The sequence below is a fragment of the Mycobacterium europaeum genome, assembly GCF_002102155.1.
Taxonomy (GTDB): Bacteria; Actinomycetota; Actinomycetes; order Mycobacteriales; family Mycobacteriaceae; genus Mycobacterium; species Mycobacterium europaeum.
The window spans coordinates 71,817-93,724 of sequence record NZ_LQOU01000039.1; the positions used below are offsets into that span (position 1 = coordinate 71,817).

Annotated in this window: 22 protein-coding genes; 18 read left to right on the forward strand and 4 right to left on the reverse strand. The window is 70.0% G+C overall.

The annotated features are described in order from the left end of the window. Positions 1 to 6: 6 nt before the first annotated feature. Genes AWC03_RS17955 through mqo form a run of 3 tightly spaced genes read right to left on the reverse strand, consistent with a single transcriptional unit; the run spans position 7 to position 3,814 of the window. Entirely contained in the window at positions 7 to 1,848 is a 1,842-nt protein-coding gene (locus AWC03_RS17955) for a VWA domain-containing protein (protein ID WP_085242072.1), read from the reverse strand. Further along, positions 1,845 to 2,315 (reverse strand): GNAT family N-acetyltransferase, encoded by a 471-nt coding sequence (locus AWC03_RS17960; protein WP_085242073.1) that lies wholly within the window; start codon positions 2,313 to 2,315, stop codon positions 1,845 to 1,847. The genes AWC03_RS17955 and AWC03_RS17960 overlap by 4 nt, the downstream gene beginning before the upstream one ends. Next, positions 2,312 to 3,814, reverse strand: a complete 1,503-nt coding sequence (gene mqo / locus AWC03_RS17965) for a malate dehydrogenase (quinone) (RefSeq protein WP_085242074.1) — start codon at positions 3,812 to 3,814, stop codon at positions 2,312 to 2,314. Before mqo ends, AWC03_RS17960 begins: the two co-directional genes overlap by 4 nt. A gap of 111 nt (positions 3,815 to 3,925) precedes the next feature. On the opposite strand from mqo, the gene AWC03_RS17970 reads away from it, so the two are divergent. Together AWC03_RS17970 and mtr are read left to right on the forward strand one after the other, a co-directional pair. Beyond that, the gene (locus tag AWC03_RS17970; RefSeq protein ID WP_085242075.1) at positions 3,926 to 4,954 is read left to right on the forward strand and encodes an alpha/beta hydrolase; all 1,029 of its coding nucleotides are present in this window, start codon (positions 3,926 to 3,928) and stop codon (positions 4,952 to 4,954) included. A 4-nt stretch (positions 4,955 to 4,958) separates the two neighbouring features. Beyond that, positions 4,959 to 6,338 (forward strand): mycothione reductase, encoded by a 1,380-nt coding sequence (gene mtr / locus AWC03_RS17975; protein ID WP_085242076.1) that lies wholly within the window; start codon positions 4,959 to 4,961, stop codon positions 6,336 to 6,338. A gap of 138 nt (positions 6,339 to 6,476) precedes the next feature. On the opposite strand, the gene AWC03_RS17980 is transcribed toward mtr, so the two are convergent. After that, a complete protein-coding gene (locus tag AWC03_RS17980; protein WP_085242138.1) occupies positions 6,477 to 6,941 on the reverse strand; it encodes a Fur family transcriptional regulator in 465 nt (154 codons plus the stop codon). Positions 6,942 to 7,108: 167 nt separating this feature from the next. Between AWC03_RS17980 and nicT the strand changes: the two genes are divergently transcribed. The 16 genes from nicT (at position 7,109) to hypE (ending at position 21,887) form a co-directional block, all read left to right on the forward strand. After that, positions 7,109 to 8,224 (forward strand): Nickel transporter NicT, encoded by a 1,116-nt coding sequence (gene nicT / locus AWC03_RS17985; RefSeq protein WP_085242077.1) that lies wholly within the window; start codon positions 7,109 to 7,111, stop codon positions 8,222 to 8,224. A gap of 72 nt (positions 8,225 to 8,296) precedes the next feature. Then, positions 8,297 to 8,632 carry a hydrogenase maturation nickel metallochaperone HypA gene (locus AWC03_RS17990; RefSeq protein WP_085242078.1) on the forward strand — a complete coding sequence of 112 codons (336 nt, stop codon included), beginning with the start codon at positions 8,297 to 8,299 and terminating at the stop codon, positions 8,630 to 8,632. 28 nt (positions 8,633 to 8,660) lie between these two features. Next, complete coding sequence (hypB, locus tag AWC03_RS17995; protein WP_085242079.1) at positions 8,661 to 9,431, forward strand: hydrogenase nickel incorporation protein HypB; 771 nt, start codon at positions 8,661 to 8,663, stop codon at positions 9,429 to 9,431. A gap of 225 nt (positions 9,432 to 9,656) precedes the next feature. After that, positions 9,657 to 10,712, forward strand: coding sequence for an NADH-quinone oxidoreductase subunit B family protein (locus tag AWC03_RS18000; RefSeq protein ID WP_085242080.1), 1,056 nt, complete (start codon positions 9,657 to 9,659; stop codon positions 10,710 to 10,712). Positions 10,713 to 10,793: 81 nt separating this feature from the next. Continuing rightward, positions 10,794 to 12,593, forward strand: coding sequence for a nickel-dependent hydrogenase large subunit (locus AWC03_RS18005; protein ID WP_085242081.1), 1,800 nt, complete (start codon positions 10,794 to 10,796; stop codon positions 12,591 to 12,593). Between the two features lie 29 nt (positions 12,594 to 12,622). Further along, a complete protein-coding gene (locus AWC03_RS18010; RefSeq protein WP_085242082.1) occupies positions 12,623 to 13,513 on the forward strand; it encodes a NifU family protein in 891 nt (296 codons plus the stop codon). Beyond that, a complete protein-coding gene (locus tag AWC03_RS18015; protein ID WP_085242083.1) occupies positions 13,510 to 14,136 on the forward strand; it encodes a DUF5947 family protein in 627 nt (208 codons plus the stop codon). The genes AWC03_RS18010 and AWC03_RS18015 overlap by 4 nt, the downstream gene beginning before the upstream one ends. Further along, entirely contained in the window at positions 14,133 to 14,783 is a 651-nt protein-coding gene (locus AWC03_RS18020; RefSeq protein WP_085242084.1) for a DUF6084 family protein, read from the forward strand. Before AWC03_RS18015 ends, AWC03_RS18020 begins: the two co-directional genes overlap by 4 nt. Continuing rightward, positions 14,780 to 16,105 carry a hypothetical protein gene (locus AWC03_RS18025; protein ID WP_085242085.1) on the forward strand — a complete coding sequence of 442 codons (1,326 nt, stop codon included), beginning with the start codon at positions 14,780 to 14,782 and terminating at the stop codon, positions 16,103 to 16,105. Before AWC03_RS18020 ends, AWC03_RS18025 begins: the two co-directional genes overlap by 4 nt. Before the next feature lie 13 nt (positions 16,106 to 16,118). Continuing rightward, the gene (locus AWC03_RS28340; protein WP_090423027.1) at positions 16,119 to 16,238 is read left to right on the forward strand and encodes a DUF6893 family small protein; all 120 of its coding nucleotides are present in this window, start codon (positions 16,119 to 16,121) and stop codon (positions 16,236 to 16,238) included. Positions 16,239 to 16,256: 18 nt separating this feature from the next. Continuing rightward, the gene (locus AWC03_RS18030; protein WP_085242086.1) at positions 16,257 to 16,766 is read left to right on the forward strand and encodes a hydrogenase maturation protease; all 510 of its coding nucleotides are present in this window, start codon (positions 16,257 to 16,259) and stop codon (positions 16,764 to 16,766) included. Further along, positions 16,757 to 17,023, forward strand: coding sequence for a HypC/HybG/HupF family hydrogenase formation chaperone (locus AWC03_RS18035; protein WP_085242087.1), 267 nt, complete (start codon positions 16,757 to 16,759; stop codon positions 17,021 to 17,023). The genes AWC03_RS18030 and AWC03_RS18035 overlap by 10 nt, the downstream gene beginning before the upstream one ends. A 1-nt stretch (position 17,024) precedes the next feature. Further along, entirely contained in the window at positions 17,025 to 19,382 is a 2,358-nt protein-coding gene (gene hypF / locus AWC03_RS18040; RefSeq protein ID WP_085242088.1) for a carbamoyltransferase HypF, read from the forward strand. Continuing rightward, positions 19,379 to 20,101, forward strand: a complete 723-nt coding sequence (locus tag AWC03_RS18045) for a HypC/HybG/HupF family hydrogenase formation chaperone (RefSeq protein ID WP_085242089.1) — start codon at positions 19,379 to 19,381, stop codon at positions 20,099 to 20,101. The genes hypF and AWC03_RS18045 overlap by 4 nt, the downstream gene beginning before the upstream one ends. Next, complete coding sequence (locus AWC03_RS18050; protein ID WP_085242090.1) at positions 20,098 to 20,778, forward strand: D-sedoheptulose-7-phosphate isomerase; 681 nt, start codon at positions 20,098 to 20,100, stop codon at positions 20,776 to 20,778. The genes AWC03_RS18045 and AWC03_RS18050 overlap by 4 nt, the downstream gene beginning before the upstream one ends. Continuing rightward, on the forward strand, positions 20,775 to 21,887 hold the full coding sequence (gene hypE / locus AWC03_RS18055; protein ID WP_085242091.1) for a hydrogenase expression/formation protein HypE: 1,113 nt from the start codon (positions 20,775 to 20,777) through the stop codon (positions 21,885 to 21,887). Before AWC03_RS18050 ends, hypE begins: the two co-directional genes overlap by 4 nt. The last annotated feature ends 21 nt before the right edge of the window (positions 21,888 to 21,908 follow it).

The following is a 21,908-nucleotide window of genomic DNA, read 5'->3' on the forward strand; positions in this document are numbered from 1 at the left end:
CCTTTCTCAGGCCGCGTCGCGCACGGCACGGGTCAGAGAGTCCGCGTGCAACTGCTCCAGGCGCACCGCGGGCGCGCCGAGCTGGCGGGCCAGTTGCCCGGCCAGACCCAGCCGCACGTAGGACGTTTCGCAGTCGACCACCACCGCGGCGGCGCCCTCGGCCGCCAGTCGGGCGGCCGCGGCCCGGCTGCGGCCCAACGGGTCGGGCCCGGCGGTGGCTCGGCCGTCGGTGAGCACCACCACCAGGGCACGCCGGCCCCGGTCGCGCGCCTTCTCGCGGACGATCAATTCCCGCGCGGCCAGCAGGCCCTCGGCGAGCGGGGTCTTGCCGCCGGTGTCGAACCGGGCCAGCCGCCGGCCGGCGATGTGCGCCGACGACGTCGGCGGCAGCAACAGCCGCGCCTCCTGCTGGCGGAACGTGATCACGGCGACCTTGTCGCGGCGCTGGTAAGCGTCGCGCAGCAACGACAGCGTGGCACCGCTCACCGCGGCCATCCGGTCACGCGCCGCCATCGAGCCCGACGCGTCCACGACGAAGATGACCAGGTTGCCTTCCCGTCCCTCGCGGATCGCCCGCCGCACGTCGTCGGGCCCGGGCCGCAACGGGCCGGCCCCGGCGCGCGCGGCCGCCGACAGCAGGGTGGCGAACAGGTGCAGCCCGTGCGCACCCGCGCCGATGTCGTTGCCGTCGGCGGCCGCGATCACGCTGCCGGCGGCGTTGCGGGCCCGCGACCGCCGCCCCGGCGCGCCCGCGCCGACGCCGGGCACCGTCAGCGCCTTGGCGCGGAAGGTCTTCGACGGCGGCGCGCTGGGGCGCGGTGGCTGCGGCCTTGGCGATCTCGACGGGTTTGATTGCGCCGCAGGGTCTTCCGCGGACTGTCCGCCGCCGGGCGGCCCGGGGTCGGGGTCAGGCTCGGGTCCGCCGTCGCCGGCTTGCGCCAGCGCCTGGTCCAACTGGTCGCGGTCGATGCCGGGGTCGTCGAACGGGTCGCGGCGGCGGCGGTGCGGCAACGCCAGCTCGGCGGCCACCCGGACGTCTTGCTCCTCGACCGACACGGCCCCGCGCCAGGCGGCGTGCGCGGCGGCGGTGCGGGCCACCACCAGGTCGGCCCGCATCCCGTCGACGTCGAACGCCGCGCACACCGCGGCGATGCGACGTAACTCGTTGTCCGGCAACATCACCTGGCCGACCAGCGCCCGCGCGTCGGCGATCCGGCGGGCCAGCCGGGCCTCGGCGTCGGCGTAGCGCTCAGCGAATGCGTCCGGGTCGGCCTCGTAGGCCATGCGCTGGCGGACGACCTGGACCCGCACGTCGACATCGCGCGACGCGTGCACGTCGACGGTGAGACCGAACCGGTCCAGCAGTTGCGGGCGCAGTTCGCCCTCTTCGGGATTCATGGTGCCGATCAGCACGAACCGCGCCTCGTGCGAATGGGAGATGCCGTCGCGTTCGATGTGCACCCGACCCATCGCCGCGGCGTCCAGCAGCACGTCCACCAGATGGTCGTGCAGCAGGTTGACCTCGTCGACGTAGAGCACGCCACCGTGGGCGCGGGCCAGCAGCCCGGGCGAGAAGGCGTGCTCGCCGTCGCGCAGCACCCGCTGCAGGTCGAGCGAGCCGATGACGCGGTCTTCGGTTGCGCCGAGCGGCATTTCGACGAGGCCGGTCCCCGCACTGCCGTTGGCGGCGGACAGCAGCGCCGCCAGGCCGCGCACGGCCGTCGACTTGGCCGTGCCCTTCTCGCCCCGGATCAGCGCGCCGCCGATCTCCGGTCGAACCGCGCACAACAGCAGCGCGAGGCGCAGTTGGTCGTGTCCGACGATCGCGCTGAACGGATAGGGCTTCACGGTAGCTCCGCCAGACCCGAGCCCGGCCGCAGCATCGGCACGTGCGGGATGCCGTCGTCGACGAAATCCTCACCGGCGCGCACGAAGCCGTGCTGGGCGTACATGTCGGCCAGATAGGTCTGCGCGTCGATCCGGCACGGGTACTCGCCGACCTCGGCCAGGGCGGCGCGCAGCAGGCGGGTGGTGTGGCCCTGCCCGCGGGCGCTGCGCTTGGTGCACAGCCGGCCGATCCGGAACGTCTTGTGTCCGCCGGCGTGCTCCTCCATCAAGCGCAGCGTGCAGATCACCTCGCCGTCGGGCGTCTCGAGCCAGAAGTGCCGCGTCTCGGCGAGCAGGTCGCGCCCGTCGAGCTCCGGGTAAGGGCAGGCCTGCTCCACCACGAACACCTCCACCCGCAACTTGAGCAGCTCGTAAAGGGTCCGCGCGCCAAGGTCTTTGGCCCAGGACCGACGCAACGCTTCACTCATGACCGCACCCCCGAATCGGACCTCAACCCCAGCACCTCGGTGCTCCAGGACCACACCTCGTCGTACAGCGCCGGCTCACGGGACAGCTCGACGCCCAGCGACGGCACCATCTCTTGGAGCACGGGCAGCCAGGCGCGATAGCGGTCGGCGAAGCACCGTTGCAACACCTCCAGCATGGCCGCCACCGCGGTCGACGCTCCCGGGGACCCGCCCAGCAGCCCGGCGATGCTGCCGTCGGCGGCGGCCAGCACGGTGGTGCTGAAGTCCAGCACGCCGCCCTTGCGCCTGTCGCGCCGGATCACCTGCACGCGCTGACCGGCCACCGTCAGCTGCCAATCGGAAGCGGATGCGCTGGGCGCGAATTCGCGCAACACGTGGATGCGGTCCGGTTCGGACAGCCGCAACTGGCCGATCAGGTAGTTGACCAGTTTCAGCTGGGTCAGGCCGACCCCGAGCATGGACAGGGCGTTGTCGGGCCTGACCGAGCGGGGCAGGTCGCTGAGGCGGCCGTGCTTCAAGAACTTCGGAGACCAGCCGGCGTACGGCCCGAACACCAGCCACGGCTTGCCGTTGACGAACCGGAGGTCCAGGTGCAGGGCGCCGAGCGGCGGGGCTCCCGGTGCGGGCACCCCGTACACCTTGGCGCGGTGGCCGGCGACCAGCTGCGGGTTGTCGGTGCGCAGGAACCGGCCGCCGATGGGAAACCCGGCGAAGCCCCTGACCTCTTTGATGTCGGACTTCTGCAGCAGCGGCAGCGCGTCGCCGCCGGCGCCGACGAAGACGAATTTGGCGTTGAGCCGGTGCTTTTCGCCGGTGCGCCGATTGCGCAGCAGCAGCGTCCAGGTGCCGTCGGATTGCCGGGTCAGATCGCGGACCTCGTGGCCGAACAGCGCGGTCGCGCCGCCCCGCACGCAGAAGCCGACGAGTTGGCGGGCCAGCGCACCGAAGTCGACGTCGGTGCCGTGTGGGGCCCAGTTGAGCGCGGTCGGCTCGGAGAAGTCGCGCTTGGCGGCCATCAACGGCAGCCGGCGGGCGAACTCGCGCGGGTCGTCGATGAATTCGGTGCCGGCGAACAGCGGGTTGGCCGCCAGGGCCTGCTGCCGTCGGCGCAGGAACTCGACGCGCCGCGCGCCGCGCACGAAACTCACGTGCGGGAGCGGGTTGAGGAAGCCGGTGTCGGTCAACATCCCGTTCTCGACGGCGTACGCCCAGAATTGGCGGGTCACCTGGAACTGCTCGTTGATCCGCACCGCCTTGGTGATGTCGATCGAGCCGTCGGCGTTCTGCGGGGTGTAGTTGAGTTCGCACAGCGCGGAGTGCCCGGTGCCTGCGTTGTTCCAGGGGCTGCTGCTTTCCGCGGCGACGGCGTCCAGTCGCTCGACGACGGTCATCGACCAGTCGGGTTGCAGCCGGCGCAGCAACGCGCCCAGCGTGGCGCTCATGATGCCCGCGCCCACCAGCACGACGTCCGTCCGTGCGGTTCTGGCTAGCGACGACACCTGCTCCTTGGTCCTTCCCTCGACTGCGCCGACACTCAGGCTATCCCGAGCCAAACCGGCCACGAACGGCGTGCGCCCCCCGGTGGCCAGCAAAACCTCTAAGCTGGCCTCGTGACTGGCTGGGAACCCGATGTCCTGCCCGGTTATTGGCAGCGCACCATCCCCCTGGGGCCCGACCCGGTGGGCGAAGGGGAGATCGTCGCGACGCTGGTCCGGCGCGGCGAACCCGCCGGGCCGCCCGGCGCTTCCGGCACGGACCACGCGGTGCTGGCCGTGCACGGCTACACCGACTACTTCTTCAACACGGCGCTGGCCGATCACTTCGCCGCCCGCGGTTTCGCCTTCTATGCGCTGGACCTACAGAAATGCGGCCGGTCGCGGCGCGACGGGCAGACACCGCACTTCATCACCAACCTCGACGACTATCACGCCGAACTCGAACATGCGCTGACGGTCATCCGTGAGCAGGACCGGTCCCCCAGGGTTCTGGTGTACGGCCATTCCTCCGGTGGGCTCATCGTGTCGTTGTGGCTGGACCGGCTCCGCCGGCGCGAAGCCGGGGCCCACGCCGGCGTCGGGGGGTTGGTGCTCAACAGCCCGTTTTTGGACCTGCACGGCCCGGCGGCCCTGCGCCTGCCGGTCACCTCGGCGCTGATCGCCGGCCTGTCCCGGGTGCGCTCCAAGGGGGTGGTCCGCACCCCCACCGACGGCGGTTACGGCACCACCCTGCACCGCGACTACCACGGCGAGTTCGATTACGACCTGCAGTGGAAACCGGTGGGTGGATTCCCCATCACGCTCGGCTGGCTCAACGCGATCCGCCGCGGCCACGCCCGGTTGCACCGCGGGCTCGACGTCGGGGTGCCCAACCTGATCCTGCGCTCGGATCACACCGTGCGGGAGACCGCCGACGCGGCGTCCATGCAATGCGGCGACGCGGTGCTCGACGTCACCCAGATCGCCAGGCGGGCCGGCTGCATCGGCAACCACAGCACCATCGCCCCGATCATCGACGCCAAACACGACGTCTTCCTGTCGTTGCCGCAGCCTCGTCGGGCGGCCTACCGCCAGCTGGACCTCTGGCTCGACGACTACCTCACCGATCGCACGGACGCCTCGCCGTCGTCGAGGAAGGGCTGACGGGGTGGAGACGTACGACATCGCGATCATCGGAAGCGGTTCGGGCAACACGCTTCTCGACGATCGCTTCCTCGCCAAGCGCGCGGCGCTGTGCGAGCATGGCACGTTCGGCGGCACCTGCCTGAACGTCGGGTGCATCCCGACCAAGATGTTCGTCTACGCCGCCGAGGTCGCCACGACGATCCGCGCGGCGGGGCGCTACGGGGTCGACGCACGCATCGACCGGGTGCGCTGGGACGACATCGTCTCGCGCATCTTCGGCCGGATCGATCCGATCTCGATGAGCGGGGAAGACTACCGCCGCGCGTCACCCAACGTGGACGTGTACAGCCAGCACACCCGGTTCGGGCCGGTTCAGCCCGACGGCCGCTACCTGTTGCGCACCGACGCCGGCGACGAATTCACCGCCGAGCAGGTGGTGATCGCTGCGGGCTCGCGCCCGGTGATTCCACCCGCGATCGCCGAATGCGGCGTCACCTATCACACCAGCGACACGATCATGCGGATCCCGGAGCTGCCCGAGCATCTCGTGATCGTCGGAAGTGGCTTCGTCGCAGCCGAATTCGCCCACGTCTTCTCCGCTCTCGGCGTGCGGGTGACGCTGGTGATCCGCGGCGGCACCATGCTGCGGCACTGCGACGACGCGCTGTGCAAACGTTTCACCCGCGTCGCCGCGGCCAAATGGGAGCTGCGCACCCACCGCAACGTCGTGGGGGGCACCGACAGCGGCTCCGGTGTCTCCCTGCGCCTCGACGACGGGTCCACACTGAACGCCGACGTGCTGCTGGTCGCGACCGGCCGCATGTCCAACGCCGACCTGCTGGACGCCGAACAGGCCGGCGTCGACGTCGAGGACGGCCGGGTGCTGGTCGACGAATACCAACGGACCTCCGCCCGTGGCGTTTTCGCCCTCGGCGACGTCTCCTCGCCGTACCAGCTCAAGCACGTCGCCAACCACGAGGCCCGCGTCGTGCAACACAACCTGCACTGCGAGTGGGACGACACCGATTCGATGGTGATGACCGATCACCGCTACGTGCCGTCGGCGGTGTTCACCGATCCTCAGGTGGCGACCGTCGGCCTGACGGAAAACCAAGCCACCGCAAAGGGGTTCGACATCTCGGTCGCGATACACGACTACGGCGACGTGGCCTACGGCTGGGCGATGGAGGACACCACCGGGATAGTCAAGCTCATCGCCGATCGGGACACCGGCCGCCTGCTGGGCGCGCACGTCATGGGCGCCCAGGCGTCGTCGATCATCCAGCCACTGATCCAGGCGATGAGCTTCGGGCTGACCGTCCCGGAGATGGCCCGCGGCCAGTACTGGATCCATCCGGCGCTGCCGGAGGTGGTCGAGAACGCGCTGCTGGACCTGTACTAGTGGCGATCGCGAGCGCGGCGAAGCCGGGCGAAGCGGGTCGCCACCATTGGTGAATGTGGCGATCGCGAGCGCGGCGAAGCCGGGCGCTGGGGGCACCCCCGCGGAGCTGGGGGACGGGTCGCCACCATTGGGCGAAGGTCAGCGCCGCTGGCACTCGGGGCACAGGCCGTGCAGCGTCAGACCCGCGGCCTCGGACAGCGCGAAGGAACTGCCCGCCATCGCGTGTTCGAGCGCCGAACTGAGCTGCCGGGCTGGCACCTCGATGATCGAGCCGCACGCGGTGCATACGGCGTGGTGGTGCGGCGCCGTGGCCATCCCGTAGGTGGTGACGCCGCCGTCGAGGGTCAGCGCGTGCAACACCCCCTGCCCGACGAGGGTGGTCACCGTCCGATAGATGGTGGCCACGTCGGGAGCGTGCGCACCGTGCGGCAGGCAGTCGCGCAGCCGCTGGTGGATCTCCGCCACCGGCAGATGCCCGTCCACCGGCTCGAGCACGGCCAGCACCTGGATCCGCGACGACATGCGCCGCAGCCCCTTGGCGCGCAACAGATCGCCGATCCGGGCGGTGACGGAGGGATCCAATGCCGACGGCTGGGGCGTCACCCGTTCAGTGTCGCGCCGCCGCCCGGGGCGCGCCAGTTTTCCGCCGAATTCGGCCCCTGCGCCGGCCATGGCGATTCCTGCAACCCACTTGCATCTAGTTGACCGCGGCGCGCACCGGCACATACATTCGTGCCGGTTGCTTTCCTCCCGATGCTGGAAGGACCCCGGTGACCAGTACCGAGCCCGGCCGGCGCCCGTCATGGGTGACCAGGCTCCGCAGCGCGTTGACGCCGGCGGAGTGGTGGCGGCTCGCGGCCATGCTGACGGTCATCATCGGGTTGCACGTGGTCGGCTGGTTCACCCTGGTGGCCTTGGTTGCCCCCGCGCAATTCAGCTTCGGCGGCAGAGCATTCGGTGTCGGGATCGGGTTGACGGCCTACACCCTGGGCATGCGGCACGCGTTCGACGCCGACCACATCGCGGCCATCGACAACACCACCCGCAAACTGATGAACGACGGGCAGCGCCCCCTGGCCGTGGGATTCTTCTTCTCGCTGGGTCATTCGACGGTGGTCTTCGGGCTGGCGGTCCTGCTGGCGTCGGGGGTCAAGACCATGGTCGGGCCGGTCCGGGACGACTCCTCGAACCTGCACCACTACACCGGGCTGATCGGCACCGGCGTCTCGGGCGTGTTCTTGTACGCGATCGCCCTGCTCAACGTCGTCGTGCTGGTCGGCATCCTGCGGGTGTTCGGCCGGCTGCGCCGCGGCGACTACGACCCCGAGACCGACGGGGCCGAGCTGGAACGGCAGCTGGACAGCCGGGGCCTGATGAACCGGATCCTCGGCCGCTTCACCAAGTCGATCACCAAGTCGTGGCACTCCTACCCCGTGGGGCTGCTGTTCGGGCTCGGCTTCGACACGGCCACCGAGATCGCGCTGTTGGTTCTGGCGGGCACCAGCGCGGCCGCCGGGTTGCCGTGGTACGCGATCCTGTGCCTGCCCGTGCTGTTCACCGCCGGCATGTGCCTGCTGGACACCGTCGACGGCTCGTTCATGAACTTCGCCTACGGCTGGGCCTTTTCCAACCCGGTGCGCAAGATCTACTACAACATCACCGTGACCGCCCTGTCGGTGGTCGTCGCGCTGCTGATCGGCAGCGTCGAACTCCTCACCCTGCTGCAAGCGCAGTTCGGCTGGCGCGGCGCGTTCTGGACCTGGATCGGCGCGCTGGACCTCAACGTCGTCGGCTATTTCGTGGTGGGCGCGTTCGTCGCCACCTGGGCGGTGGCCGTGCTCGTCTGGCGTTACGCGCGCCTGGAGCAGAAGTGGACGTCCTCCTGACACCGCTGCGCGGCCGGGGCGTCCGGGTGTAGAACGGTGCTCATGAGCCTCGCTGGACGCCGGTGACCGCCGGTGCATGAGCTGTCGCTGTGCGAAGCGATCGCCGGGGTGGCCAAGACGCATGCCGACGGCCGGCACGTCGACGTGGTCCGCGTGCGGATCGGGGCGCTTCGGCAGGTGGTGCCCGAATCGCTGTCGTTCTGCTGGACGCTGGTGCGCGACGCCGAGGACATGCCGGAGGCCGAACTCGAACTCGAGTGTGTGGGCGCCGAGGTGCGCTGCCGGGCGTGCGGCCGGCAATCGGAGATCACGTCGGCCTGGTCGATCTGGTGCCCGGAGTGCGACAGCTCCGACGTCGAGGTGTTGCGTGGCAACGAATTCTTGGTGACGTCGCTGGACGTCTCGTGAAAATCGATCGCTCCGAACGGATTTGACCATGGGCAGATTTCATCGGCACGACGACGGTACCGTGCACACCCACGACCACGACGATGTCGACCACCGGCACGGCGATCACGGCCAGTACCGAACGGGCAAGCAGCGCGTCGATGTGCTGGAGGCGATCTTCGCCGAGAACGACATGCTCGCCGACGCCAACCGGGCGGCGTTCGACAACAACGGGGTGCGCACCCTGAACCTGATGAGCTCGCCGGGATCGGGCAAGACCACCGTCCTGCAGGCGACGCTCGACGAGCTCGCCGGTGAGCTGGCCATCGGGGTGATCGAAGGCGACATCGCCACCGATCTGGACGCGGCCAAGCTCAGCGGCCGGGGCGCCCAGGTGTCATTGCTGAACACCAGCAACGGTTTTGGCGGTGAGTGCCACCTGGACGCGCCGATGGTGAACCGCGCCCTCCCGGGGCTCGACCTTCCCGCGCTGGACCTGGTGATCATCGAGAACGTCGGCAACTTGGTCTGCCCGGCGGAGTTCGACGTCGGCGAACACGCCAAGGCCATGGTGTACTCCGTGACCGAGGGCGAGGACAAGCCGCTCAAGTACCCGGTCATGTTCCGGTCGGTGGATGTGGTGCTGCTCAACAAGATTGACCTGGTCCCCTACCTCGATGCCGACGTCGACACCTACATCGAGCACGTGCGCAAGGTCAATGCGGCGGCAACCATCCTGCCGCTCAGCGCGCGCACCGGCGCGGGGATGGCCGCGTGGTTCGGCTGGCTACGGCGCTTCGCCGGGGAGCCGTCGGCCTAACGATCCGTGTTGGAACGCTTTTGCATGACCCCGGGGCTCCCGGGCCACCGATCGCCGGCCCGGCGGCACGAAACACGATGCAACGCTTGTCTAAGTACTTGGTTCCGCGGAACCGTTGACACGCCCGGCGGTGAGGAGTAGACCCGGAAATTAGCGCTGCGCAAGTGGGCCGACGGTCGACTCCGGCGGCGCAGGGGTCTCAGCCCGGCCCCGGAAAGCTGCAGCATGCCAACAGAAGCAGCAGTCAAAGCAGAAGAGACGTTGATTCACGTTCTATGGATCAATGCGGGGCTCAGTTGTGACGGCGATTCGGTGGCGTTGACTGCCGCCACCCAACCCACAGTCGAGGAGATCGCCCTGGGCGCTCTGCCCGGGCTGCCGAAGGTCGCCGTGCACTGGCCGCTCATCGATTTCGAGTGCGGACCCACCGGGGGGGCCGACGACTTCCTCTCGTGGTTCTTCAAAGCCGACCGCGGCGAGCTGGAGCCCTTCGTGCTCGTCGTGGAGGGTTCGATTCCCAACGAGAAGATCAAGGACGAGGGGTACTGGTGCGGGTTCGGCAACGACCCGGCGACCGGCCAGCCGATGACCACCAGCGAGTGGCTCGACCGGCTGGCGCCCAAGGCGACCGCGGTCGTCGCGGTCGGCACCTGCGCCACCTACGGCGGCATCCACGCGATGGCCGGCAACCCGACAGGCGCGATGGGGGTGCCCGACTACCTGGGCTGGGAATGGAGGAGCAAGGCCGGCATTCCGATCGTGTGTGTGCCCGGTTGCCCGATCCAGCCCGACAACCTGTCGGAGACGCTGACGTATCTGCTCTACATGGCGACCGGTCAGGCGCCGATGATCCCGCTGGACGACGCGCTGCGCCCCAAGTGGTTGTTCGGCGCCACCGTCCACGAAGGCTGTGACCGGGCCGGCTACTACGAGCAGGGCGACTTCGCCACCGAATACGGATCGCCGAAATGCATTGTCAAGCTTGGCTGTTGGGGCCCAGTCGTCAAGTGCAACGTGCCCAAGCGCGGCTGGATCAACGGCGTGGGCGGCTGCCCCAACGTCGGTGGGATCTGCATCGGGTGCACGATGCCGGGCTTCCCCGACAAGTTCATGCCGTTCATGGACGAACCGCCCGGCGGCAAGGTTTCCACCACCGCATCGGGCCTGTACGGCACCGTGATTCGCAGTTTGCGGGGTATCACGGCGCGCACCGTCGACAAAGAACCGCGGTGGCGCCATAACGGTAACCAACTCACTACCGGAGCGCGCCGCACCTGGTAGGTCACCTACCGGGTCGGCGCGCTTCGTCCTCACCACCTGAGCCGTCAGGCCGAAGAGCCCACAGCGGGAAGAAGTAGCGCGATGACAACCATCATTCCGGAGCCCACCCACGCCAACCGGGAACCCGGCCAACTGGTCGACATGGCCTGGGACCCGATCACCAGGATCGTGGGCAGCCTGGGCATCTACACCAAGATCGACTTCGAGAACCGCGAAGTCGTCGAGTGCCACAGCACCTCGTCGATCTTCCGCGGCTACTCGATCTTCATGAAGGGCAAGGATCCCCGCGACGCCCACTTCATCACCAGCCGCATCTGCGGCATCTGCGGCGACAACCACGCCACCTGCTCGTGCTACGCGCAGAACATGGCCTACGGCGTCAAGCCGCCGCATCTGGGCGAGTGGATCGTCAACCTGGGCGAGGCCGCGGAATACATGTTCGACCACAACATCTTCCAGGAGAACCTGGTGGGTGTGGACTTCTGCGAGAAGATGGTCTCCGAGACCAACCCGAGCGTGCTGTCGCTGGCGGAGAAGACTCCCGCGCCGCAGGCCGGCGCGCACGGGTACCGGACCATCGCCGACATCATGCGCTCGCTGAACCCGTTCAGCGGGGAGTTCTACCGCGAGGCGCTGGCGGTCAGCCGCTGGACGCGAGAGATGTTCTGCCTCATGGAAGGTCGCCACGTGCACCCGTCCACGCTGTACCCCGGCGGGGTCGGCACCGTGGCGACCATCCAGCTGATGACCGACTACATGACCCGGCTGATGCGCTATGTGGAGTTCATGAAGAAGGTCGTGCCGATGCACGACGACCTGTTCGACTTCTTCTACACCGCACTGCCCGGGTACGAGAAGGTCGGGCTGCGGCGCACCCTGCTCGGCTGCTGGGGCTCCTTCCAGGATCCCGAGGTGTGCAACTTCGCCTACCAGGACATGGAGCGCTGGGGCAACGCCATGTTCGTGACCCCGGGCGTGGTGGTCGACGGCAAACTCCTCACCCACTCGCTGGTTGACATCAACCTCGGCATCCGGATCCTGCTAGGCAGTTCGTATTACGACGACTGGACCGACCAGGAGATGTTCGTCAAGACCGATCCGCTGGGCAACGCGGTGGACCGGCGGCACCCGTGGAACCAGCACACCAACCCGCACCCGCAGAAGCGCGACATGGACGGCGGCAAGTACAGCTGGGTGATGTCGCCGCGCTGGTTCGACGGCACCGACCACCTCGCGCTGGACACCGGCGGCGGCCCGCTGGCCCGGCTGTGGGCGACCGCGCTGGCCGGCCTGGTCGACATCGGTTACGTCAAGGCCACCGGCAACAGCGTCAAGATCAACCTGCCCAAGACCGCGCTCAAGGGCCCGGTCGAGTTCGAATGGAAGGTCCCCAAGTACGGCAGCAACACGATCGAACGGGACCGGGCGCGCACCTACTTCCAGGCCTACGCGGCGGCGTGCGCGCTGCACTTCGCCGAGAAGGCGCTGGAAGAGATCCGGGCCGGCCGCACCAAGACGTGGGAAAAGTTCGAGGTGCCCGACGAGGCCATCGGGTGCGGCTTCACCGAGGCGGTGCGCGGCGTGCTCAGCCACCACCTGGTGATCCGCGACGGCAAGATCGCCAACTACCACCCCTACCCGCCCACCCCGTGGAACGCCAACCCGCGCGACAGCTACGGCACGCCGGGACCCTACGAGGACGCGGTGCAGGGCCAGCCGATCTTCGAGGAGAACAGCCGGGAGAACTTCAAGGGCATCGACGTCATGCGCACGGTGCGCAGCTTCGACCCGTGCCTGCCCTGCGGCGTGCACATGTACCTGGGTAAGGGCAAGACCCTGGACAGACTGCACACGCCGACGCAGTCGCCCGTCGGTACGTGACGCATGGCGGATCGCCCGGAGGCACCCCGATGACCTCAGACAACGACGCGCAGTGGCGCATGGCGGGCGATCGGATCCAGACCCTGCTGGATTCCTGCGCGGCAAGCGGAGCGGCCGCGTATGAACGCGCGAGCGAGCTGGTCCGCGAGGTGGTCGGGCTCTACGGGGCCGGGCTGGAACGGATCATGCTGTTGGCTCAGGACGGTCCAGGCCCGGGCCTGGCCGAGCGGCTGGCCACCGACGACCTGGTGGCCAGCCTGCTCCTGATTCACGGGCTACACCCGCACAGCGTGCGCCGCCGGGTGTCCGACGCGCTCGACCGGGTGCGACCCTACCTGGGCTCGCACGGCGGGGACGTCGACCTGCTCGGCGTCAGTGACGACGGGGTGGTGCGGCTTGCCTTCACCGGCAGTTGCAAGAGCTGTCCGTCATCGTCGGTGACGCTGGAGTTGGCGGTGCAGGACGCGGTGCTCGCCGCGGCACCCGAGGTCACGTCGATCGAGGTGTTAGCGGCCGAACCCGGCGCCACCGGCGTCATCCCGGCCGAATCCCTGCTGGCGCGTGTGCATTCCAACGGGCCGAGGGGCTGGCACCCGGTCCCCGAGCTGGCCGAGCTGGCCCCCGGCGACGTCGCGGGCTATCGGGTCGACGCAACCACCGTCCTGGCGTGCCGGGTCGGCAACCAGGCGTTCGCATACCGCGACCACTGCCCGGTGTGCGACGCCACCCTGGCCGGTGCGGAACTGCATGGGGCGCAACTGCGTTGCCCCCGCTGCCAGACGGACTTCGACGTCGTCCACGCCGGGGCGGCCGTGAACGGCACGCACCTCGATCCGCTGCCGCTGTTGGCCCGCGACGGCGTGCTGTCGGTGGCGATACCGGCCCGGGAGCCGGCACAGACGATGGGCGCCCCGGCATGACGACCCCGTACGAGGTCCTGACCCGGATCCGCAGCAACCGGCCGGCCCCCGAACCGGCCGGTGAGCGCTGCGAGATGTGCGCGGAACCGGTCGCCGACGAACACCAGCACGTGGTCGATGTGGCCGACCGGCAGCTGATGTGCGTGTGCCGCGCCTGCTACCTGCTGTTCACCGACTCCCGGGCCGAACTGCGCTACCGCGCGGTGCCCGACCGGTATCTGTCCTTCCCCGGCTTCGCGCTGGACCGGCGCGCCTGGGAGGCACTGCAGATCCCGGTCGGTGTCGCATTCTTCTTCACCAACTCCGCCCTGGGGCGCACCGTCGCCTTCTATCCCGGGCCGGCCGGGGCCTGCCAATCCGAGCTCGCCCTCGACGTGTGGGACGCGCTCAGCGGCGCCGACGCGCGGGTGGGCCTGCTGGCGGACGACGTGGAGGCGCTCCTGGTCCGGGTCCCCGAATCCGGTCCGCCGCAGAGCTATCTCGTTCCCATCGACGCCTGCTACGAGTTCGTCGGGCGGCTGCGCCTGCTGTGGCGCGGGTTCGACGGGGGGCAGCAGGCCCGCGAGTTCATCGACGGCTTCTTCGCCCACCTCGACGCCCGCGCGGTCAAGACACCGCCATGATGGACATCGAGTTCTCCGTCCTCGACGTGGCGCCCGAGCCGTACACCGTGAGCCCGGTGCTCGCCGCACGCGTCGCCGTGGCCACCGGCGGCGCTGACGGCGGGGACCCGGTGCACGCGATCGCCCTGCGCTGCCAGGTCCGCATCGAGCCGCTGCGGCGGCCCTACTCCGACGACGAAGCGGCCGGCTTGACGGACCTGTTCGGGCAGCGCGAACGCTGGGCGAGCACCCAGCGCACCTTCCTGTGGCAGCACTGCACCGCGATGGTGCAGGGCTTCACCGGCAACACGACCGTCGCGCTGCCGCTGGAGTGCACCTACGACTTCGAGGTCACCGCCGCCAAATATCTGCACGCGCTGCGTGACGGCGCCCTGCCCCTTCAATTCCTGTTCAGCGGAACGATTTTCGTCCGATCCGAGCGCGGGTTTTCCGTCCAGCAGATCCCGTGGGACTGCGAAGACCGCTACGACATGCCGGTCGCGGCCTGGCGGCAGCTGATCGCCCAGCACTACCCGAACGCCGGGTGGCTGCGGCTCAGTCACGAGACGATCGCCGCGCTGGCCGCCTACAAGTCGGCGCACGGGCTGCTCGACCTCGACCACGCGATCACCGCGCTGTTGGACGCGGACCGGGAGACGGCGCGGTGACCGCGCATCGGGACCGGGCCCGCGCCGTCGCCGACGCGGTGCTCTACGAGGGCTACCTGCTCTACCCGTACCGCGGAACGTCGAGCAAGAACCAATCGCGCTGGCAGTTCGGCGTTCTGGGACCGCCCGGGGCCGCGGACGCGGGCCTGGGCGAGGACGCCACCCTGGCGGCGCAGTTCCTGGTCGACGGCGCCCGGGAGCTGCACCTGGTGGTGCGGTTCCTGCAGTTGCAGCACCGCGGGGCCGAGCAAGAGATCGCCCCGGGCGAATACCGGCCCGTCGACCAGCTGAGCACCCCGGGCGGGTCGTGGCTCACCTGGGACGAGGCGGTCGAATGCGAAAGGCCCTTCGGCCCTGTCGCACTGGACGGCCGGCCGTGGACACTGTCGGTGACGGCGGATGCGGGTACCGACATCGAATTCCTCGAGGGCGGTCGCCTGGTACGCCAACGGCGGGAGGTACGCGGAGTGCTGACGGTCGCCGGTGAGGCGGACGGTGACCTGTGCCGGGTGTCGGTGCGGCTGAGCAACGTCGGCGACCGCGCGGCGGACAAGAACGACGCGATCGCGCGGTCCATGATCGGAACACACCTGATCGCCGAACTCCAGGAGGGGCAGTTCGTCTCGCTGCTCGAGCCGCCCCCGGCGGCGGCCGACGCCGTGACCCGGTGCGGCCAGCATCGCTGCTTCCCGGTGCTCGCCGGCCCACCCGGCGCCCGGGACCTGCTGCTGATCTCGCCGATCATCCTCTACGACCACCCAGAGGTCGCCGAACAAAGCGACACCGCGCTGTACGACTGCACGGAGATCGACGAGATCCTCACCCTGCGGGTGATGACCATGACGGACGAGGAGAAGGCGCAGGCCCGGGCCACGGATCCGCGAGCGGCGCGGATCATCGACGAGTGCGACGCCATGTCGCCCGAGGCGATGGCGCGCCTGCACGGCGTGCTGCGCGATCCCCACGCGATCTCGGGTCTGGTCCCGCAGATCCCCGAGGGGGTCGACTGGTGGGATCCGCTGGCCGACAACGCCGTCCGGCCGGAAGTCGACGCGGTGCTGGTGAACGGGATCCGGGTGGCGCGCGGCAGCAGGGTCCGGTTGCGGCCGCGGCGCAACGCCGACGCGCAGGACATCTTCGTGGCCGGCAAGACCGCCCGCGTCACCTCCGTGCACTCCGACGTCGAGGGCAACACGCATGTCGCGGTCGTCGTCGACGACGACCCCGCCGCCGACCTGCACGACTGGTACGGGCGTTACCTGTACTTCTCCCCCGACGAGATCGAGCCCCTGGAAGCTCAACGCAGCCCCGCAAACTCGTGAAAGGAGTTTTCAGATGGAAATCCTCGGCTGGATATTCCTCGCTATCATCGCGCTGGTGCTGGTGATCGGATTGGCGCTGGGGGTGGTCTCCATCCCCGATGCCCGCCGCTACCTCAAGCTGAGGCGGATGTAACTTGCTCGGGCGACGGAGATGACAGCGCGCATCCTGGTAGCGGGCATCGGCAACATCTTCCTGGGCGACGACGGGTTCGGATCGGAGGTGATCCGCAACGCCGAGATCCCGCGGGACGATCCGAGGGTACGCGTCACCGACTACGGCATCAGCGGCATGCACCTGGCCTACGACCTGCTCGAGGGATGGGACACGCTGGTGCTCGTCGACGCGGTGCCCAACCGCGGCAACCCCGGCACGTTGCACGTGTTCCAGGCCGACCATGAACCGGATTCGGCCGCAACAGGTTTCGACGCCCACAGCATGGATCCGGCCGCGGTGTTCGCCAGCCTGCGGGCGCTGGGCGGCACTCCGCCCTACACCGTCGTCGTCGGATGCGAGGCGGGCAGCGTCGAGGAGGGCATCGGCCTCACCGAGCCCGTGGCCGAGGCGGTTCCCCGCGCCGCGCGCGCCGTCGAGGAGATCGTCGCGGCGTTGCACGCCCACCCGGGCGCCAGCACGGAGGGGACCGCTGAGCCATGTGTCTAGGAATTCCCGGTCAGGTGATCCGGATGCTGGACGGCTTCGAAGGGCAGCTCGCGCTGGTGGACGTCACCGGCGAACAGCGCCGGGTCAACGTCGGCATGCTGCCCGAAGAGACCTTCAATCCCGGCGACTGGATCATCATCCACATGGGCTTCGCCGTCGAAAAGACCGACCGCGCGGGCGCCGAGGAGGCGATGGCCGGCCTCGAGCTGATGGGACGCGGCCGCACGGACACGACTGACTTCCCGGAGGGCGGCTGAAATGACCCCGTCCCCCCTGCTGCTGCGGCATGACCCCTCTTCCCGGGTTCGGCAGCGCTTCACCGTGACCGGTGTTGTCCAGGGGGTGGGCTTCCGGCCCTTCGTCCACCGCATCGCGACCGAGCTCGGCCTGTCCGGCTTCGTCGGCAACGACTCCGGCGCCGTCTTCCTCGAGGTGCAGGGCGAACCCGCGCGCGTGGCCGAATTCGGCCGGCGCCTGCGCGCCGACGCGCCGCCCCTGGCCCGGATCAGCAACGTCAGCGTCCACGAACTCGCCGCCGACGCCGGCTGCCAGGGCGGGTTCTCGATCGTGGACAGCCGGTCCGTCGCCGGCGCCACGACACCGATCCCGCCCGACATCGCGGTGTGCGACGACTGCGTCGCCGAACTCTTCGACCCGCGCAACCGGCGCTACCGCCACCCCTTCGTCACCTGCACCAACTGCGGACCGCGATTCACCATCATCCGCGAGCTGCCCTACGACCGCCCGGCCACCACCATGGCGGGGTTCGCCATGTGCGAGCGCTGCGCCGCCGAATACCACGACCCGGTGGATCGCCGGTTCCACGCGCAGCCGATCGCCTGCCCCGACTGCGGCCCGTCCCTGTGGTTCCGGTCGGCGGCCGAGCGCATCGACGGGGCGGACGCCGCGCTGGCGGCCGCCCAGCGCGCGCTGGCCGCGGGCGCGGTGGTCGCCATCAAGGGCGTCGGCGGCTACCACCTGGCCTGCACGGTCAGCGACGGCGCCGCGGTCGGCGCGCTGCGCACCCGAAAGGCCCGCGGCGCCAAGCCGTTCGCCATGCTGGTCCGCGATCTCGAGGTGGCGCGCCGCTACGCCTACATCGGCGACGCCGAGGCCGCGGCGCTGCTGGGTCCCGCCCGCCCGATCGTGCTGCTGCGGCGGCGGACCGGTGACGACTCCGCGCCGGTGGCCCACGCCGTCGCGCCCGGCAGCCCGCTGCTCGGCCTGATGCTGCCGTACTCCCCCCTCCATCACCTGCTGCTGGCGCCCGTCCCCGGCGCGGCCAGCCGGCCCCCCGACGCGCTGGTGCTCACCAGCGCCAACCGATCCGACGAGCCCATCTGTTTCACCGATGACGATGCCGCACAACGCCTTCCGGTGCTGTGCGATGCGGTCCTCGACCACGACCGCCCGATCCATGTCCCGTGCGACGATTCGGTGGTGCGCATCGTCGGTGACGCCGAACTGCCGATCCGTCGCTCCCGCGGCTATGCGCCGCTGCCGGTCGACCTGAACGTCGCGGGCCCGCCGGTGCTGGCCGTCGGCGGGGAGTTGAAGAACACGTTCTGCCTGACCGACGGCTCGCGCGCCTACCTGTCCGGGCACATCGGTGACATGTCCAGCTGGGAGACGCTCCGCGCGTTCGAACGGGCGGTGCGCCAGCTCAGCGAAATTCGCGGTGAGCCGGCGCGGTTGGCCGCCGACCTGCATCCGGGGTATCACACCCGAAGCTGGGCGGAGCGCCACGCGGACGGCCGGCCGCTGGATCTGGTTCAGCACCATCACGCGCACGTGGTGTCGCTGCTGGCCGAGCACGGGCGTATCGGCGAACCGGTCATCGGGGTCTCCTTCGACGGCACGGGTTACGGATGCGACCAGAGCGTCTGGGGCGGTGAGATCCTCCGGCTCGGCGGCGACAGTCACCGATTCGTCCGGGCCGGCCACCTGTTGGCAGTGCCACTGCCCGGCGGCGACGCGGCGGTCCGCAACCCGTGGCGGATGGCGTTGTCGCAGCTGTGGTCGGCCGGCATCGACTGGACCGCCGACCTGGCCCCCGTCGCGGCGGCCACCCGCGACGAATTACGGTTCACCCGTGCCCAATTGGAGACGGGAACCGGCTGCGTGCCGTGTTCGAGCATGGGCCGCCTGTTCGACGCGGTCGCCTCGCTGCTCGGCGTCCGCCACCGCATCGACTACGAGGGCCAGGCCGCCATCGAGCTGGAGGCGCTGGCGGAGTCGGCCGCGACCAAGGCCGGGCCGTCGCTGCCGCTCACGGTGCGCGGCGACGGGGTGATCGACCCGGCCCCCATGGTGCAGGCCCTGGTGTCGGCGCTCTACGCCGGCACGCGGCCCGCGCTGCTGGCGGCGGCGTTCCACGAGGGCGTCGCGGACGCCGTCGCCAAGGTGGTCGCTCAGGTGGCCGGCCCGACCCGGCTGGTGGGGCTCACCGGCGGGGTATTCCAGAACGTGTTGTTGCTGAACGCGTGTCGTCAGCGGTTGCAGCTGGCAGGATTCGAGGTGCTGACCCACCGGACCGTGCCGCCCAACGACGGCGGGCTGGCGCTGGGGCAGGCCGCGATCTCCGTGCTGGCCGCGTCGAGGGGGACCGAGTCATGACCACCACAGCCATCGATCGGGGCCTGGGCGCCGAATTGGCCGACGACCTCGCCGCCACCGCGTTCACGCTCGCCAAGCGGTTCGCCGCCGGCGCCACCATGTGGTCGATCGCGCCGTCGTGGGAACCGCATGCACTGCACATCGCGGTCGAGTTCGTCCACCCGGTGATCATGGGCAAACGGGCCCTGCCCGCGGTGGCGCTGACCGGACCGGACCTGGTGGACCTGGTCCGGGTGTCCGTGCGGCCGGGTGACATCGTGGTCGCGGTGTCGGGTGCGGACGAGGCGCAGGTCCGCTCGGTGATGCGGCGCGCCCCCGCATGGGGCGCCACCACGATCTGGATCGGCAGCGGCGAACGCCCCGCGCCGGGCATGGCCGATCACGTGTTGTGGCTCGACGACCCCGACCCGCGGGTGCCCGCGACGGGCGGCTTCGTGCTGTTCTATCACCTGCTGTGGGAACTGACCCACGTGTGTTTCGAGCACCCCGGCCTGCTCAAACCCGAATGCGCCGAATCGATTTGCGTCACCTGCAGCGACGAGGGGCGCCCGGCCGAGGCGGTGACGGCGTCGGCCGACGGGCACGCCACGGTCCGCACCGCGCGCGGCATCGAGAACGTGGTGACTACGCTGCTCGACCCGGTGGACGCCGGGGACCTGATTCTGGTGCACGCGGGCATGGCGATCGGCAGACTGGAAGACGAGGAGGGCGAACAATGAGCCCCGAAGACCGCGACGAACCCACCAACTTCCTGTACCCGTTCATCGACGCGCAGGAGGACGATCCCGAGTCGCTGCTGGCCGACCTGGCCGCGTCGGCTCAGGCGAAAGCGGCCGAGAGCCTGGCATTGCGGCGCTCGACGCTGGAGGCCAATGCCGCGGTGCTGGGGCAGGCCGCCGCCGAGGTGGCGCGGCGCTTCGCGGCGGGCGGACGCATGTTCACCTTCGGAAACGGCGGCAGCTGCACCGATTCCACCACCCTGGCCAGGCTGTTCGCCCGGCCGCCGGTCGGCAAGCCGTTGCCCGCGTGGCCGTTGACCACCGACCAGGCCATCCTGACCGCCCTGGGCAACGATGTCGGGTTCGAGTTGGTGTTCGCCCGGCAGCTGATCGCCCGCGCCGGGGCCGGTGACATCGCGATCGCCATGTCCACCAGCGGCGGCTCACCCAACCTGCTCGCCGCGCTGGCCGAGGCGCGGCAACGCGGCCTGTACACCATCGGGTTCGCCGGCTATGACGGTGGCGCGTTCGCGAACAACCCGAATGTGGACGCCTGCTTCGTCGTTCGCTCGCAAAGCGTGCACCGCATCCAGGAATCGCAGGCGCTGCTCGGCTATCAGCTGTGGCTGAGCGTGCATCAACACCTCGGCGGCGAGCAGGGCCTGGGGGCGGCATGAACAAGCCTGCGGGTGAGTACCTGTCGTCGGGGCCGCGGTTCGCCGAGGGCGAGGTGATCGAGCGCATCGAGTCGTTCCGCAGGCGCCGCCCGCGCCTGCTCGACAATCACGTGACGCTGGCGCACGGCGCCGGCGGCAAGGCCTCGGCGGCGCTGGTGGACGCGGTGTTCGTGGAGGCGTTTCGCAACCCGCTGCTGGAATCGCTCGGTGACAGCGCGGTCCTGCCGCTGCCCGGCGGCCAACGCCTGGCGATGTCCACGGATTCGTTCGTGGTGCAGCCCAGGCGGTTCCCCGGCGGCTCGCTCGGCGCACTTGCCGTGCACGGCACCTGCAACGACCTCGCGATGGCCGGCGCCGTGCCGTCGTGGATCTCGGCGGCGTTCGTGCTCGAAGAGGGCTTCCCCATCCCCGAATTGAAGGAGATCGTCACGGACATGGCGGCCGCCGCCGCCGACGCGGGCGTGCGGATCGTGACCGGTGACACCAAGGTGGTGCCCCGGGGCGCCGCCGACGGCGTGTTCGTCACCACCGCAGGGGCGGGCGTCATCCCCGCCGGACGCGCGCTGTCCGCGGCGTCGGTGCGGCCGGGCGACAAGCTGCTGTTGTCGGGTTCGATGGGCGATCACGGCATGGCGGTCATGCTGGCGCGGGGCGACCTGGCCATCGAGGCCGACATCGCCTCCGACACCGCGTGCCTCAGCCCGCTGGTGGAGCTGTTGATGGCCGCGGCGCCGTCCACCCGCTGGATGCGGGACGCGACGCGGGGCGGGGTGGGCACCGTCTGCAACGAGCTGGCGCAGGCCTGCGGCCTGGGGGTGCTCCTCGACGAGGAGCGACTGCCGGTGGCGCCCACGGTCAACGGCGCCTGCGAGCTGCTCGGCATCGACCCGCTCTACGTCGCCAACGAGGGCAAGTTCGTCGCCGTCGTCGCGCCGGAGGAGGCGGCGGCCGGGCTCGAGGCACTGCGCTCGCATCCGTTGGGTGCCGACGCGGCCGAGGTTGGGGAAATCGTCGCCGAACCCGCCGAAAGCGTGGTGCTGCGAACAGGATTCGGTGGAACGCGGATCGTCGACATGCTGGTCGGTGACCCGCTGCCGCGAATCTGCTAGGGCGTAGCGGGTCGCCACCAG